Source organism: Mycobacterium sp. 1274761.0, from assembly GCF_001668615.1.
Lineage (GTDB): Bacteria > Actinomycetota > Actinomycetes > Mycobacteriales > Mycobacteriaceae > Mycobacterium.
Window position 1 is genome coordinate 82487 of sequence record NZ_LZMC01000056.1, and the last position, 15218, is coordinate 97704.

14 protein-coding genes and 1 pseudogene are annotated in these 15218 nt (G+C 66.9%); 9 read left to right on the plus strand and 6 right to left on the minus strand.

Annotated features, from left to right (window positions below):
* The first annotated feature begins 37 nt into the window (after positions 1–37).
* From A5651_RS10390 to A5651_RS10400, 3 genes are all read left to right on the plus strand, one after another.
* Positions 38–1228: a DUF3068 domain-containing protein gene (locus A5651_RS10390; protein WP_066979370.1), complete on the plus strand. Its 1191-nt coding sequence runs from the start codon at positions 38–40 to the stop codon at positions 1226–1228.
* 65 nt (positions 1229–1293) lie between these two features.
* Positions 1294–2871: a hypothetical protein gene (locus A5651_RS10395; RefSeq protein ID WP_231988645.1), complete on the plus strand. Its 1578-nt coding sequence runs from the start codon at positions 1294–1296 to the stop codon at positions 2869–2871.
* Positions 2872–2917: 46 nt separating this feature from the next.
* Positions 2918–4126 (plus strand): cytochrome P450, encoded by a 1209-nt coding sequence (locus A5651_RS10400; RefSeq protein WP_066979377.1) that lies wholly within the window; start codon positions 2918–2920, stop codon positions 4124–4126.
* On the opposite strand, the gene A5651_RS10405 is transcribed toward A5651_RS10400, so the two are convergent.
* Positions 4123–5283, minus strand: coding sequence for a glycosyltransferase family 4 protein (locus tag A5651_RS10405; RefSeq protein WP_066979246.1), 1161 nt, complete (start codon positions 5281–5283; stop codon positions 4123–4125). The two genes, A5651_RS10400 and A5651_RS10405, sit on opposite strands and share 4 nt — an antisense overlap.
* Before the next feature lie 36 nt (positions 5284–5319).
* On the opposite strand from A5651_RS10405, the gene A5651_RS10410 reads away from it, so the two are divergent.
* Together A5651_RS10410 and A5651_RS10415 are read left to right on the plus strand one after the other, a co-directional pair.
* Complete coding sequence (locus A5651_RS10410; RefSeq protein ID WP_066979249.1) at positions 5320–6111, plus strand: class I SAM-dependent methyltransferase; 792 nt, start codon at positions 5320–5322, stop codon at positions 6109–6111.
* Between the two features lie 81 nt (positions 6112–6192).
* Positions 6193–7665, plus strand: coding sequence for an aldehyde dehydrogenase (locus A5651_RS10415; RefSeq protein WP_066979252.1), 1473 nt, complete (start codon positions 6193–6195; stop codon positions 7663–7665).
* A 13-nt stretch (positions 7666–7678) separates the two neighbouring features.
* Here A5651_RS10415 and A5651_RS10420 read toward each other — a convergent pair whose 3' ends face one another.
* The 3 genes from A5651_RS10420 to A5651_RS10430 all read right to left on the minus strand — a co-directional run bounded on the left by A5651_RS10420 (position 7679) and on the right by A5651_RS10430 (position 10561).
* Positions 7679–8176: a universal stress protein gene (locus A5651_RS10420; RefSeq protein WP_066979255.1), complete on the minus strand. Its 498-nt coding sequence runs from the start codon at positions 8174–8176 to the stop codon at positions 7679–7681.
* Between the two features lie 91 nt (positions 8177–8267).
* Entirely contained in the window at positions 8268–8726 is a 459-nt protein-coding gene (locus A5651_RS10425) for a MaoC family dehydratase (RefSeq protein WP_066979258.1), read from the minus strand.
* Positions 8726–10561 (minus strand): acyl-CoA dehydrogenase, encoded by a 1836-nt coding sequence (locus A5651_RS10430; RefSeq protein WP_066979380.1) that lies wholly within the window; start codon positions 10559–10561, stop codon positions 8726–8728. Before A5651_RS10430 ends, A5651_RS10425 begins: the two co-directional genes overlap by 1 nt.
* 208 nt (positions 10562–10769) lie before the next feature.
* On the opposite strand from A5651_RS10430, the gene A5651_RS25700 reads away from it, so the two are divergent.
* Together A5651_RS25700 and A5651_RS10435 are read left to right on the plus strand one after the other, a co-directional pair.
* The gene (locus tag A5651_RS25700) at positions 10770–10907 is read left to right on the plus strand and encodes a hypothetical protein (RefSeq protein ID WP_197496597.1); all 138 of its coding nucleotides are present in this window, start codon (positions 10770–10772) and stop codon (positions 10905–10907) included.
* 62 nt (positions 10908–10969) lie between these two features.
* A complete protein-coding gene (locus tag A5651_RS10435; protein ID WP_066979262.1) occupies positions 10970–11545 on the plus strand; it encodes a TetR/AcrR family transcriptional regulator in 576 nt (191 codons plus the stop codon).
* On the opposite strand, the gene A5651_RS10440 is transcribed toward A5651_RS10435, so the two are convergent.
* Positions 11542–12063, minus strand: a complete 522-nt coding sequence (locus A5651_RS10440) for a dihydrofolate reductase family protein (RefSeq protein WP_066979266.1) — start codon at positions 12061–12063, stop codon at positions 11542–11544. The genes A5651_RS10435 and A5651_RS10440 overlap by 4 nt on opposite strands.
* Positions 12064–12134: 71 nt before the next feature.
* Here A5651_RS10440 and A5651_RS10445 point away from each other — a divergent pair.
* Both A5651_RS10445 and A5651_RS25970 read left to right on the plus strand, forming a co-directional pair.
* Positions 12135–13280, plus strand: a pseudogene (locus A5651_RS10445) (acyl-CoA dehydrogenase family protein); the annotation flags it as partial.
* Positions 13263–14357: an acyl-CoA dehydrogenase family protein gene (locus A5651_RS25970; protein WP_231988650.1), complete on the plus strand. Its 1095-nt coding sequence runs from the start codon at positions 13263–13265 to the stop codon at positions 14355–14357. The pseudogene A5651_RS10445 and the gene A5651_RS25970, both read left to right, overlap by 18 nt.
* Here the strand turns inward: A5651_RS25970 and A5651_RS10450 are convergent.
* Positions 14335–15147 carry an arylamine N-acetyltransferase gene (locus A5651_RS10450; RefSeq protein WP_066979269.1) on the minus strand — a complete coding sequence of 271 codons (813 nt, stop codon included), beginning with the start codon at positions 15145–15147 and terminating at the stop codon, positions 14335–14337. The genes A5651_RS25970 and A5651_RS10450 overlap by 23 nt on opposite strands.
* Positions 15148–15218: the final 71 nt, after the last annotated feature.

A 15218-nucleotide genomic window follows, 5' to 3' on the forward strand; every position in this document is an offset into this window, starting at 1 on the left:
GCCGATGGTCGGCGACATCGAGCCAGGGAGGACCGGTTTGAACCGCGCAGTGGCGTTGCGTATCGCGGCGTGCGGAATCATGGGGCTCGGAGCCGCCCTGTTGATCGCCGCGTTGCTGCTCACCACCTATACCAAAGGCAGGATCACCAAGATCCCACTGGACATCGACGCCACGTTGGTCAGCGATGGGACGGGGACGGCTTTTGATCCCGCATCGCTTGCCGCCCCGAAGTTCGAGGTCAGCAAGAACGTACCGGTGACCCAGCAGAAGCAGATCACCGTCGAGGCGCCCTCCAACGCCGACGTCGTCACCCTGCAGGTCGGCACCACGCTGCGCCGCAGCGACAAGCAACAGGACAACGGCCTGCTGCTGGCACTCGTCGATACCGTCACGTTGGACCGCAAGACCGCGATGGCGGTGTCCAGCGAGAGCAATCCCGGTGGCGCTGTGCAGAAGCCACGCACGATCGAGGACGACCAGCCGCCGACCAACATCGCGCTGCCGCACGAGGGGCTCACCTACCGTTTCCCGTTCGGCACCGAGAAGAAGACATATCCGTTCTTCGATCCGATCGCCCAGAAGGCGTTCGACGCGAACTACGACGGCGAGGAAGACGTCAACGGGCTGACCACCTACCGGTTCACCCAGAACGTCGGCTACGACGGCGACGGCAAGCTCGTCGAACCGGTCAAGTACGCCTCGCTGTACGACAACGACGAGGACGCCCAGGTGACCGCGCCGGCGGGGATGTGGGGTCTGCCCGGCAATCCCGAAGAACCGATCACCATGACCCGCTTCTACGCGGCCCAGCGCACCTTCTGGGTCGATCCGGTGTCGGGCACCATCGTCAAGTCCAAGGAACGGGCCAACCAGTATTACGCGCGAGAGGCGCTGAAGCCCGAGGTGACGTTCGTCGACTACACGGTGACGTCCAACGAACAGACGGTCGAGTCGCAGGTCGCCGCGGCGCGCGACGAGCGTGACCGGGTGGCGCTGTGGGGCCGCATCCTGCCGATCACGTTCACCGCGATCGGCCTGTTGGCACTCGTCGGTGGTGCGCTGCTGGGGTCGTTCAGCATGCGCGGCGAGTCCACGCTGATCGATCCCGGCCTCGACGAGGCCGATCACGGGTTCTTCGACACTCAGGGCATCAAAGTGCCCGGCGCAGAAGCCAAGACCGAGAAGCTGCCCGCCCAGCGGCCCAGGCAGCAGCCTCCAGACCGGTAGGCCTGATCAACCGTCTGCTGACGAGGTTCTGGGCGCCGGCCTATGCGCTGGCGCTCGCCCTTGTGGTGACCGGTCCGCTGCTGCGGCCGGGGTATCTGTTGGTGCGCGACGCCGTCTCGACTCCTCGCTCGTATTTATCCGATGCGGCGCTTGGCCTTTCGGACGCTGCACCGCGCGCCCTGCCGCAGGACTTCGCGGTGGCGCTGGCGTCGCACGTGATCGACGGCGGCGTGGTGGTGAAGGTGCTGCTGGTCGCCGGGCTGTGGCTCGCGGGCTGGGGCGCCGCCCGGTTGGCATCGGTGGTGCTGCCCGAGGCCGGTGCTTCGGGTGGCTTCGTCGCGGCGACGCTGGCGGTGTGGAATCCCTATGTCGCAGAACGACTTCTGCAGGGCCACTGGAGCCTGTTGGTCGGTTACGGGTGTCTGCCATGGGTGGCGGTGACGGTGCTGCGGATGCGGCTGCGCACCCCGTGGGTTTGCGCGGTGGCGTTCTGGGTGGCGCTGGCCGGATTGACGCCGACCGGCCTGATGCTGGCCGCGACGGTGGCGCTGGTGTGCTCGACGGTGCCCCGTGCGGGCCACCCCCGCTGGGTGTCCGCGGTCGTCGTAACGGGCGCGGCGGTCCTGGCTGCGTTGTCGTGGTTGACGGCCGCCGCCGTCTCAGGATCGTTGTCGTCCTCGCAAGCCGAGGGGGTGCCCGCATTCGCCGCCCGCGCAGAACCCGGCCTCGCGACGCTGGGCAGCCTGGCGAGCCTCGGTGGCATCTGGAACAATGAGGCCGTACCCGATTCGCGGACAACGCTTTTCGTGGTTGTTGCCGCAGTGGTGTTGCTGGGCATTGTGGCGGCGGGTCTGCCGGTCGCGATGCGCGCACCCGCCGCGGTCCCGCTGCTTGTGTTGGCCGCGGTGGCCGTCGTGGTGCCGACGCTGATGGCGACGGGACCGGGGGTGGCGGCCGTCGAGTCGTTGGTCCGCGCGCTGCCGGGTCTCGGCGTGGTGCGCGACGCGCAGAAGTGGGTGGCGCTGGCGGTGCCCGGTTACACGCTGGCGGCCGCGGGCGCTGTGGTGGCCCTGCGGCGGTGGCTGCCCACCACAGTCGCGGCGGCGGTGTGCAGTCTCGCGTTGATCGCGACGCTGCCCGATCTCGCCTGGGGCGTCGGTGGCAAGGTCGTCGCGGTGCGATACCCGCCGGCCTGGCAGGAGGCCGCGGCGACGATCAACGCCGACCCGCATCCGGTGGCGGTGCTGCCCGCAGGCACCAGCATGCGGCACTTCCCGTGGGCGGGCGACGCGCCGGTGCTCGATCCCCTGCCGCGGTGGCTGCGCGCCGACGTGCTTACCACCGGTGACCTGACCGTCTCGGATCGTCTCGTCCCGGGTGAGGGCGGCCGCGCAAGGGAGGTGGAGCGGCTCCTGAGCTCCGGCGCCGACAACGACGCACTGGCCCGCGCCGGGGTGGGCTGGCTGGTCGTCGAGTCCGGCGACGACGTCACCGTCACCCGCGTGGGCGGCGACTGGCCCGCGGCCCCGCACCGCGGATTGCTGCTGGTCACGCACGCCGTGTGGCTGGCCATGCTGGTCGTCGGCGGGGCGGGGATGGTCGTGGGACGCGCGCTGAGGGTGACCACGTTCACAGTGGAGTAGTCAACTACGCTACCCACCTCCGCGCGCGAGTCGAAGCATGGTCGACATGACCACGAGCGTGTTCGAAGCCGACCTGCCGACCGTCGAGTACGAGGAGGCGCCCAGCCCCGACGAAGGTCACCGCCGCCTTCGCAAGGCGCTGGAGCAGGCGCCGATCGCGATGGGTGCACACGGCCCCGAGATCCTGAGTTACGACCTGGTGCGCGCCACGCTGCGCGACCCGCGGTTCATCGTTCCGCCCGGCCTCGGGTTGGAGACGCAGGGCATCACTGACGGCCCGCTGTGGCACCGTGCCAGCACCAGCCTGCTGGCGATGAACGGTCACGACCACACGCGGTTGCGCCGCCTGGTGTCGAAGGCGTTCACGCCGCGGTCGGTGCAGCGGCTCGAGGACACCATCGTCGACGTGATCAACGACGTACTCGATCCTGTTGTTGCGCAAAGCCATTGCGAGGCTGTGACCGACATCGCGCGGCCATATCCCGTGCCGATCATCTCGGCGCTGCTCGGCGCACCGCGGGAGGACTGGCGGCTGTTCGATGCGTGGGCCGACGACTTTTTCAAGCTGTTCAGCTGGAACGTCGCCGAATACGAGGACGACATTCTCACGGCATGGAGTGAACTCGACGATTACATCGACGACATGGTCGCCACCCGGCGGGAATCACTGACCGACGACCTGATCTCGGAGATGATCCGCGCCGAGGACGACGGCGACCGGTTGTCGCCCGACGAGCTGCGGATGCTCGCCGCCGGCCTGCTGATGGCCGGCACCGACACCACCCGGAACCAGGTGGCCGCCGCGATCGACGTATTCTGCGACTACCCGGAACAGTGGGCATTGTTGCGGGAGCGGCCGGAGCTGGCGATGAAGGCCGTCGAAGAGCTGATGCGGTTCTCCCCAGTGGTTTTCGGTGCGATGCGGATGACGACGGAGGATGTCGAGATGGCGGGCGTGGTGATTCCCGCGGGAACGTTCGTCATGTGCAACACCGCCGCGGCCAACCATGACGCCGACGTGTACGTCGACCCCGACCGCTTCGACATTCTGCGCGACGGCGCCCCGCCGATGCAGACGTTCGGCGCCGGCGCGCACTACTGCCTCGGCGCGAACCTGGCGCGGCGCGAGATCGCCACCGCGCTGACCGTGATGGCCGATCGCCTGCCGAACCTGCGCCGCGACGGTATCGGGCAGTGGAAGCCATTGGTCGGAATCAGCGGCCCGGCAACACTTCCCGTCGCCTTCGCCGCCTAGACAACACCGCTGACGCGATTTCCCGCGACCGTCGACTCCAAGACCGTCGCCATCGCCTCGGCGCTCTGGGCCCAGGAGAAGTCGCCGCTGCGGATCTGGGCCTTGCCGCCGAGCTGCTCGCGCAACACCGGGTCGGTCAGCAGCCGCTCGAGGCCGGTCACCAGCTCGCGGTGCTCGTCGACGAGCAGGCCAGTCACCCCGTCGACGATCGAGTCGGTCAGCCCGCCGGATGACCGGTAGCCGACCGTCGGCACCCCGTGTTGGGCAGCCTCGGTGACGGCCAGCCCCCAACCTTCCTTGCGCGACGGCAACACATGAACCCACGCTCGCTGCAGCACTTCGTGTTTCGTGAAGTCATCGACGTGGCCATGAAAGGTCACCGCGTGGCAGACACCGAGTTGTCGCGCATGCTCGACGAGGCGGTCACGCCACCAACCGCCACCGACGATGTCGAGGTGCAGACCGGGGATCCGCGGCCGAAGCTCGGCAACGGCCGTCAGCGCATCCTCGATCTGCTTGTGCGGCACCAGCCGACTCAGCAGCGCGATGCGCGGATGGTCCGCGCGCGGCAGCGCCAGCGTCGCCGCCGGTGCCTCGTCGAGGCCGTTGCGCACCACCGCGATGTGCTCGGCCGCCACGCCGAGATCGGTGAGATCACGCGCCGACGGCAGCGACACCGTCACATACTGATTGCGCCGGTGCAGCCACGGCGACAACCGCGATTCGACGAACCAGCCGAAGCGGCCCTTCCACCGGCCGGCGACCGGCCACAGTTCACGGTGGCAGTGATGCACAAGCACCACCACACGCCGGCCGTAGGCAAGGCGAGCCAAGAACGGCAGCCCGTTCTGCGTGTCGATCACCACGTCAGGGCGAACCTTGCGCAGCGGGCCCAGACCGACGCGGGCCAACACCATGGCCAAACCCGCCCAGATGTAGATCGAGTTGGTTCCGCCTGCGCGGTTGATCCGCACACCGTCGACCACCTCGTTGCGCGGCGCTCCTTCATAGCGCGCGGTCCGCAACGTCACCGCGATACCCGATGCGGCCAGCTGGGCGCCAATGCGCTGCAGGTAGGTCTCGCTGCCACCGCCCTGGGGATGGCCCGTATCGCGCCAGCAAAGCAGCAGCACAGAGCGCACGGACCGGACGGACATCCGTGCCAGCGTAACCGCTGCATAGGGTCTGGCTTTATGTGGTCTCCTCACGCGAGCGTTCGTCGGAAGACTGCCACCGACCTGTTCGCCCGGCGCGCGACGCTGACGCGGTCGGTGCGGTTGCTGGCGCAGTTCCGGTTCGAGCAGACCGACCCCGCGCGGTTCTACACCGCGCTCGCCGAGGACACGGCGGCCATGGTCGCCGACCTCTGGCGAGCGAGCCGTCCCGAGCCCACAGCGGGTCGCACCCTGCTTGACGTCGGCGGCGGTCCCGGCTACTTCGCCACGGCCTTCGAGCAGGCCGGTTTCGACTACATCGGCGTCGAACCCGACCTCGCCGAGATGCACGCCGGCCCCGCGTCGGGAGGAACGGCGACCTATGTCCGCGCCTCCGGCACGGCGCTGCCGTTCGCCGACAACAGCGTCGACATCTGCCTGTCGTCCAACGTCGCCGAGCACGTGCCGCAGCCGTGGCGGTTGGCCCGGGAGATGCTGCGCGTCACCAGGCCAGGCGGCCTGGCAGTGCTGTCGTACACGGTGTGGCTGGGTCCCTTCGGCGGCCACGAAATGGGATTGACCCACTACCTCGGCGGGGAGCGTGCGGCGGCGCGCTATACCCGCAAGCACGGCCATCCGCCGAAGAACAACTACGGCTCGTCACTGTTCGCGGTCTCTGCGGCCGACGGCCTGGCGTTCGGCGAGAGTTCCGGCGCGCTGGTGGCCGCATTTCCCCGCTACCACCCGCGATGGGCGTGGTGGATGGCGCGGATACCCCTGCTGCGAGAGTTTCTGGTGAGCAACATCGTGCTGGTGCTGCAGTGCCGCTGAGCCAACAAACTGCAACAGGTTCTCGTTTCGTCCCTCGGTAGGTAGTGTGACGTCCATGACACGCGCACGCGAGGAGCACAGATGACTCAGAGCACAGCCTTCAGAACCGAGTGGGACAAGCTGTTCATCGGCGGCAAATGGGCCGAACCCGCAACGGCTGACGTCATCGAGGTGCATTCCCCGGCCACCGGTGAACTCGTCGGAAAGGTGCCGCTGGCCAGCGAGGCCGACGTGAACGCCGCGTGCGCAGCTGCGCGCAAGGCCTTCGACGAGGGGCCGTGGCCGCAGATGTCGCCGCAGGAGCGGGCGGCGGTGCTGGGCGCAGCGGTGAAGCTGATGGAGGAGCGGGCCGACGAGCTGAAGTTTCTGCTGGCCGCCGAGACGGGTCAGCCGCCGACGATCGTCGACATGATGCAGTACGGCGCGGCGATGGCGGCGTTCCAGTACTACGCGGGCGCGGCCGACAGGTTCACCTGGCGCGATTTCCGCGAGGGCGTTTACGGCGAGACGATGGTGGTTCGCGAACCGATCGGGGTGGTAGCCGCCATCACCGCCTGGAACGTGCCGTTCTTCCTTGCGGCCAACAAGCTGGGCCCGGCGTTGATCGCGGGCTGCACGATCGTGGTGAAGCCGGCCGCCGAGACACCGCTGTCGCTGTTCGCGATGGCCGAGATCTTCGCAGAGGCCGGTCTGCCCGAGGGTGTGCTGTCGGTGGTGCCCGGCGGTCCGGAGACCGGCCGCGCGCTGACCGCCAACCCGGAGATCGACAAGTTCACGTTCACCGGGTCGTCGGCCGTCGGCAAGGAGATTGCCAAGATCGCGGCCGAGAAGCTCAAGCCGTGTTCGCTCGAGCTGGGCGGCAAGTCCGCGGCCATCATCCTCGAAGACGCCGACCTGGATTCGACGCTGCCGATGCTGGTGTTCTCCGGGTTGATGAACACGGGGCAGGCGTGCGTTGCGCAGACCCGCATCCTTGCGCCGCGGTCGCGGTACGACGAGATCGTTGAGAAGCTCGCCGCCGCGGCGAGCGCCATGCCCGTCGGGCTTCCCGATGACCCCGGCGCCATGCTCGGGTCGCTGATCAGCGAGAAGCAGCGTGAGCGGGTCGAAAGCTATATCAAGAAGGGCGTCGAGGAGGGCGCGCGGCTGGTCACCGGCGGCGGGCGGCCCGAGGGTCTGGACAGCGGATGGTTTGTTCAGCCAACGGTTTTCGCCGATGTCGACAACTCGATGACCATTGCGCAGGAAGAGATCTTCGGCCCCGTGCTGGCCGTAATCCCCTACGACACCGAAGACGATGCGGTGCGCATCGCCAATGATTCGGCGTATGGGCTCGCGGGCAGCGTGTACACCACCGACAACGAGAAGGCGATGAAAATCGCCTCGAAGATTCGCACCGGCACCTACGCGGTCAACATGTACGCGTTCGATCCCGGCGCCCCGTTCGGCGGGTACAAGAACTCAGGCATCGGCCGCGAGAACGGGCCGGAGGGCATCGAGCAGTATACCCAGGCCAAGAGCGTGCTGTTGCCCTTCGGCTACAAGCCGTCGTAGCTTCTGCGCGCGGTCAGTCGGAGGTGTGGACGATCAACACATCGGTCGTCTTCTTGGCCCTGGCCAACACGTTGCCCGGCACTGAGCCGAGCCACTTGCCGCTGCGCGAGGCGAGTCCCACGTTGCCGACTACCAAAAGGTCAGCCCCGACCTCGTTGGCGAGGCGTGACAGCGCATGCACCGGATCACCAACGATCGGTCGGGTCTCGATCTTCTTCGCCCCTGCCGCCTTGGCGCGGTCACGGGCCTGGCGCAGTATCTCGTACACGGGCGCCTCGCCGTGCATTTTGTAGTCGCCCTCGCCCTTGAGGGCGACCTCGCCGTCGCTATCGATTACACGATCCGGGCGGGCCGGTCTGCCCCAACCGCCCCTGTCCACATTGGGCAAGTGCGCCATCGCGATGATCAACTTTGCATCACTTTCCGCGGCTACCACGGCTGCGTGATCCACCGCCTGCAGCGATGTATCCGAACCGTCGGTGCCTACCACCAGGGTCTGATACGCGCTCATACCCTTATGCTCTGCTTCTTCAGCCTGTGTTTTGGTGGTTTTGACGCATTCGTCTAATTCACGAATGAATCTATGCCGTGGACGACGTGGCCTAGAACAGCACCCGCACGATCGTCTCTGCCACTGCGGCGGGCTTGTTCGACCCGTCCAGTTCGATGGTGTTCTTGACCGTCAGGTTCACGGTGTTGTCGTCGACCTTGGTGGCGTCGATAAGTTCGGAGCGCGCCCGGATCCGGCCGCCGGATGGCACCGCGGCGATGAACCGCACCTTGTTCGACCCGTAGTTGATCGCCATCTTCGCGTTCTCGACGCGGTAGTTGTCCTTGGTGAGCGCGGGAATCATCGACAGCGTCAGAAACCCGTGCGCAATCGTTGTGCCGTAAGGGCTTTCGTTCTTGGCGCGTTCGGCGTCGACGTGGATCCACTGGTGATCACCGGTCGCATCGGCGAAGGCGTTGATGCGGTCCTGGTCAATTTCCTGCCATTCGCTGACACCGAGTTCCTGCCCGACCGAAGCGACGGCATCGTCGATCGACGTGATCACCTTCATCAGAATGCTTCCTCTCCCAGATCCATGATCGTCAGGTCGACGCCCTCGACGATCCTGCGTTCGGCGGTCAATCGCGGCAACACATTACGCGCGAAGATTTTCGCCGCCGCGACCTTGCCCTCGTAGAACGCACGGTCATGTTGCGACGGGTCTGCCTCCAGGGCGTTCAGTGCAATCTCGGCGTGTTCGAGCAGCAGCCAACCGATGAGCAGGTCGCCCACCGCCAGCAGGAACGGGACCGACTCCAGGCCGATCCGGTACAGCTCGCGCGCGTTCTCCTGCGCGCTGAGCAGGTAGCCGGTCAAGGTTGCCGTCATCGCCTGCACATCGGACAGCGCCGTGGCCAGCAGCGCACGCGCCTCGGCCAATTCCGGCCGCGCCGCGTCGCTGTCGAGAAATTTCTGGATCCCAGCGACGACGTGCGTCAGTGCCACGCCCTGATCGCGAGCGATCTTGCGGAAGAAGAAGTCCTGCGCCTGGATCGCGGTGGTGCCCTCATAGAGGCTGTCGATTTTCGCGTCGCGGATGTACTGCTCGATCGGATAGTCCTGCAGAAAGCCCGAACCGCCGAACGTCTGCAGCGACTCCGTCAGGCACTGGTAGGCCCGTTCGGAGCCGACGCCTTTGACGATCGGCAGCAACAGATCGTTTACCCGCTCCGCCAGTTGAGCGTCGGCCCCGGACACGATCGCGGCCACCGCTGGATCCTGATGCGCAGCGGTGAACAGATACAGCGCCCGCAACCCCTCGGCGTAGCACTTCTGCGTCATCAAGGCGCGCCGCACGTCGGGATGGTGGATGATTGTCACCCGCGGCGCCGTCTTGTCGGTCATCTGCGTCATGTCGGCACCCTGGATACGGGTCTTCGCATACTCCAGCGCGTTCAGGTAACCGGTCGACAGGGTCGCAATGGCTTTGGTGCCCACCATCATTCGCGCGTATTCGATGACTTTGAACATCTGCACGATGCCGTTGTGGACGTCACCGACCAGCCAGCCGACGGCGGGCACCCCGTGCTGGCCGAACGTCAGCTCACACGTCGCCGAGGCCTTGAGCCCCATCTTGTGTTCGAGTCCGGTAACGAAGACGCCGTTGCGCTCGCCCGGTTCGCCGGACTCGAGATCCGGCAGATACTTCGGCACGAGGAACAGGCTGAGCCCCTTGGTCCCTGGCCCGGCCCCCTCCGGCCGGGCGAGCACCAGATGGATGATGTTATCGAAGACGTCGTCGGTGTCGCCGTTGGTGATGAAGCGTTTGACGCCGTCGATGTGCCAGGTGCCGTCGGGCTGCTGGACGGCCTTCGTGCGGCCGGCGCCGACGTCGGAGCCGGCGTCGGGTTCGGTCAGCACCATCGTGGCGGCCCAATTACGTTCGACCGCAAACGATGCCAGGTGCCGCTGATGCTCGTTGCCGATGTGCAGCAGTATGTCCGCCATGATCGGGCCCGCCATGTACAGAAATACCGGCGGATTGGCGCCCAACGGCAGCTCGTTGATCGCCCACGCAACCATCGCGGGTGCGGGCACGCCACCGAGCGCCTCACTGAGGCCGACGCGGAACCATTCGCCTTCGCGCCAGGCGCGCAGCGATTGCTTGAACGGGTCAGGCAGCGACACCGAGTGGGTCTGCGGGTCGAAGGTCGGTGGATGCCGGTCGGATTCGGCGAACGAGTCGGCGACGGGCCCCTCGGCCAGCCGGGACGCCTCGTCGAGCATCTGGCGGACCGAGTCCCCGTCCAGGTCGCCGAACTCACCGGTCGCCAGTGCCTTCTCGAGCTCGAGCACCTCGAACAGATTGAATTCGAGGTCGCGCACATTGCTCTTGTAATGACCCATGATCAGCCCCTCCAACAGCGGCAGGGCCGAGCCTAGTCCGATGGGGCAGCGCCAAATTAGGTGTTATGCAAAAACCCATAATCCGGATCAGGCTGAGTCTGAGTCCACGCGGTTCAACTCGGGGAATTGTCTATTGTGCGGGCCAGTTATATGCTGCATATCATAATCGGAGTCGGCAACGGCGCCGCTCAATACCAGGAGGCACACGATGTGGGTCATCGAGCTCAACTTCGCAGGCCATCAGTTCACGCACCGTGTGCCGGACCGTCGTCAGCGTTTCTACCGGCTCGCCGGCCGGACCGTCGGATGGCGGCCGACGCAGCTGCGCGGCCAGCAGGCCGCTTGAGGACCCGGTAGCCAGTGCCGGAAGCCAAGACACGGAGCAAGCGCGGGTCGACGCGCACCAACATGCTGATGAGCGCCGCGCAGGTGATGCGCGAACGCGGCGCCTCAGGCGTGACCATCGACGAGGTGCTGGCTCGCAGCGGTGCGCCCCGCGGTTCGGTGTACTACCACTTCCCCGAGGGTCGCAATCAGATCCTGGCCGAGGCGCTGCGGTGGGCCGGTGATGCGATCACCGAAAGCATCGACACCGCCGCCGAGCGAGGAGCGTTGCCGCTGGTTCGCAACTTCAGCGAGTTCTGGGAGCGCACCCTGATGGAGAGCGACTTCGGCGCCGGCTGTCCGGTCGTCGCCGCCGCGATCGGCTGCACCAACGACGAAGCGCAACTGACCGCGATCGCCAGCGACATCTTCTGCCGCTGGCGCGACGCGTTGGCGCGCGCGTTCGTGGCCGACAATTTCGATACCGCTGCGGCCGAATCGCTAGCGGTCACGTGCATCGCCTCGTTGGAGGGCGCCGTCGTGCTGTGCCGCTCCATTCGCACCACTGAACCGCTGCGGCAGGTGGCGCGCGAAATGGAATTCCTCATCAAGTCACGGGAATTCGTGCGCCGCAACGGTCTTCCCACCGGCGGCCATTAAGCCTTCCGCCACCTGGCACAAATGAACTCACCGTTGACGCCGGACTCCACCAGCGCCCACTCGGTGTCCGTCGGGAGCAGTCGTCCGCCCGTCCCCAGCGTGCAGGGCGCGTAGCTGACGATCAGCTCGTCGATCAGACCGGCGCGGGCAAACTGCGCAGCCGCCTCCCCTCCCCCGACCACCCACACGTCGCGGTATCCCGCCGCCTGCACCAGCTGCGGATGCAACTCAGTGACCTCACCCTGGAACGCCCGGACCGGATCACCGTTGCGAATGATGTTGGGGCGGTGAGTCATTACCCACGTCGGCTGGTCGTACTGCCAGTTATCGGGGTCGTTGGCCAGCAGCCATTCGTATGTGGTGGCACCCATCACCAGGGCACCCACCGAATCGCTGAACGCCCGGTAGCCGAACGGGCCGTCGGCGTCGATGTTGCGGCTTATCAACCAGTCCAAGCTGTCCTGGCTGTCCACGATGAAACCGTCGATGCTGGACGCCGTGTAGTAAATGGTTGCCATGTCAGGAGAGTATGGTCGGCGCCGGTCGGTTGGACATCACGATTCCTGCTGCGCCTAGACTCACGTGCTCAGTGAGCGAATTCGAGGCGCTGTGCGCCAATGACGGTGACCTGGCCACGCTGCGCTCGTCGATCCGTGACTTCCTGACCGCTGATCGCGCCGCCCACGGCTGGGAGCCCGCGGTGGACTGCTGGCTCGCCAAATGGGATCCCGATTTCTCCGCCCGCCTGGCCGATGCCGGATTCGTCGGGCTCACCATCCCGACGCAGTACGGCGGCCCCGGGTTGGGTTATCTGCACCGCTACGTGGTGACCGAGGAACTTCTGGCGCACGGCGCCCCGGTCGCCGCGCACTGGATCGCCGACCGTCAGGTGGCGCCGGGACTGCTCGCATACGGCAGCGAGGAGCAGCGTCAGCGGCTCCTGCCCCGAATCGTTGCGGGCAGGTTGTATTCGGCGATCGGGATGAGCGAGCACGGCGCGGGCTCCGACCTCGCCGCCGTGCAGACCCGTGCGGTCGCCACCGAGGGCGGCTGGTTGCTCAGCGGCACGAAAGTGTGGACCAGCGGCGCGCATGTCGCACATCAGATCGTGGTGTTGGCGCGCACCAGTCCGCAAGACCCCCAACACCGCCACGCTGGTTTCAGCCAGTTCATCGTGCCGACCGACGTCCCGGGCATCGCGATCAGCCCGATCGAGCTGATGAACGGCGAACACCACTTCAACGAAGTGACGTTCGACGAGGTGTTCGTCACCGATGCCGACGTCCTCGGCGAGATCGGCAACGGCTGGCACCAGGTCACCGCCGAACTCGGCTTCGAACGCAGCGGGCCGGAACGGATTCTGTCCACCGCGACGCTGGTGTTCGCCGCCGTCCGGGCGCTGGCCGAATCCGACATCGATGACCGCACCACAGCCGATGTCGGCGATCTGATGGCCCGCATGATCTCGCTGCGCCAACTGTCGATCTCGGTCGCGCGGGCGCTGTCCAACGGTGAGGACGCCGCTAGCCGAGCCGCACTCGTCAAGGACCTCGGCACCCGCTTCGAGCAGGACACGGTGGAGCTGGTGGCCGATCTGATCGACAGCGTGGACGCCGGATCGCCGCAGCACCGCCGGCTGCGGGCACTGCTGGCCACCGCAAGGCTGCACTCGCCGATGTTCACCCTCCGCGGCGGGACCAACGAAGTGCTTCGCGGTGTGGTGGCCAAGAGCCTGGACCGATCCACGCTCTACAGGTCCGCGGGCGGAAACGAGCTGACGGCCCTCGTCGACGACGTCGGCCGCCGTTCGTTCGACGCCCGTCTCGGCCATCGCAGCCTGCCCGAAGAGTTCGACGGCGCGCTGTGGCACACCCTCGAGGCAACCGGGCTGAGCCGGCTGACCAGCGGCCAGGACGCAGCCCCCGCCGAGGCAGCGATCATGCTGGCGGGACTCGCGCGCCACGCGTGCGCCGTGCCGATTGCGGAGACCGACCTGTTGGCCGCCTGGCTTGCCGGCCGTGCCGGTGTTTCGGTGCCCGGCAGCGGACCGCTGACGGTCGCGATCGCCGATGCCGAGATCGTCGAGGGTCTGCTCCGCGGCACCGCCGAAGGCGTGCCGTGGCCGCATTCGGCGACGGCGCTGCTCGCTGCCCGGACCGCCGATGCGCTTCACGTCGGCGTGATCGACGACGCGTCGATCACCGTCGGCCATAACCTGGCCGGCGAGCCACGTGGCGCGTTCAGTTTCGAGCTGCCCGTCGAGCGGTTCACGTCGATAACGGCCGATACCGGTGACGAACTCGATCGCCGCGGCGCATGGGCCCGCTGTGTGCAGATCGTCGGTGCGTTGGACGCCGCTGCGCGGCTGACCGTCGCGCATACCCGCGACCGGCAGCAGTTCGGCAGACCCCTGTCGGCGTTCCAGGCTGTCCAGCATTCGTTGGCCGCGATGGCTGGCGAGATCGAAAGGGCCCGAGCCGCAACGGATCTGGCCGTTGCCGCGGCAACCGACTACGGGTTCGACAGCGACCGGACCGACTATGCGGTGACGGTGGCCAAGGTGGCGGTGGGTCGCGCGGTCGCGGCGGTCACCACCATCGCGCATCAACTGCACGGCGCCATCGGCGTCACCCGCGAACACCAACTGTGGCTGGCCACCATGCGTGCACGTAGTTGGGCCGACGAGTTCGGCAGCACCGCCTTCTACGCGCGGCGGCTTGGCCGCTTGGCCTTGACCGCGCACGCGAGGAGCGAAAAAGGCACCGCCCCCGATCCGTGGGACGTCGTCGTCAGCGGTCCAACACCTCGTTGACGCGGGCCTCCACATCGCCGAGGCCGGTGAGCTCGATACCGAGCCGGTCGGTCAACGCGTCAACGACCTGCGCGGCGGTGTCGAAGACGATGCGCTCGCTTCCGCTCTTGCCGTGGATCGCGAGATTGCGGCCGCGCAGATTCCACCGCGCGTCGTCGGTGATGAGCGCGACGGACAGCCCCGTCACGAAGCCGGACTGCGGATACGTTGACACATACCAACTTCCGACCTGACGGTCGATCATCGGAAACGGTCGCGTGCTGAACAGATACAGCGGCTCCCACTTTCCGCGGATCTCGCTTTCCAGGATCAAGCCGTCATCGTGCGATCGGATCCGGTACGGCTCGTGACGGGTCTGCTGGACCGTGTCGGTCTCCAGCCGGATCGGCGAGGTCAATGTCTGGCCACCGAACCCGACGTCAACGAGATAACGGGCGTCATCGCCCGGCACTGCCACCGCAAGAGCCTGATGCGTCTGCGCCGGTAGTTCACCGCTGGTGTTCATCCACACGACCCGGCCGCCGAGCACGTCGACACCAAACCCCAACCGGGACAACACGTACGCCATCACGCCGTTCTGCTCGAAGCAGTATCCACCGCGGCGGCGGTGCACCAACTTGTCGACCAGCGTCTCCGGCCGCAGATCCACCACCGGAACACCCATTAGCGGGTCCAGGTTCTCGAACGGAATGGTGCGGTTGTGCGCGGCCACCAGCTCCTCGAGGAGTTCGAGCGTCGGGTCCGTCGGACCGGTGTAGGAAACGCGCTGCAGGTAGGCGGCGATGCTCATGGGTGCATGCTGCGCCCTCAACCGCGGTTCAGGTCAAGGCTTGATGGCGGGACTGCTCAACGCGGCCGAAG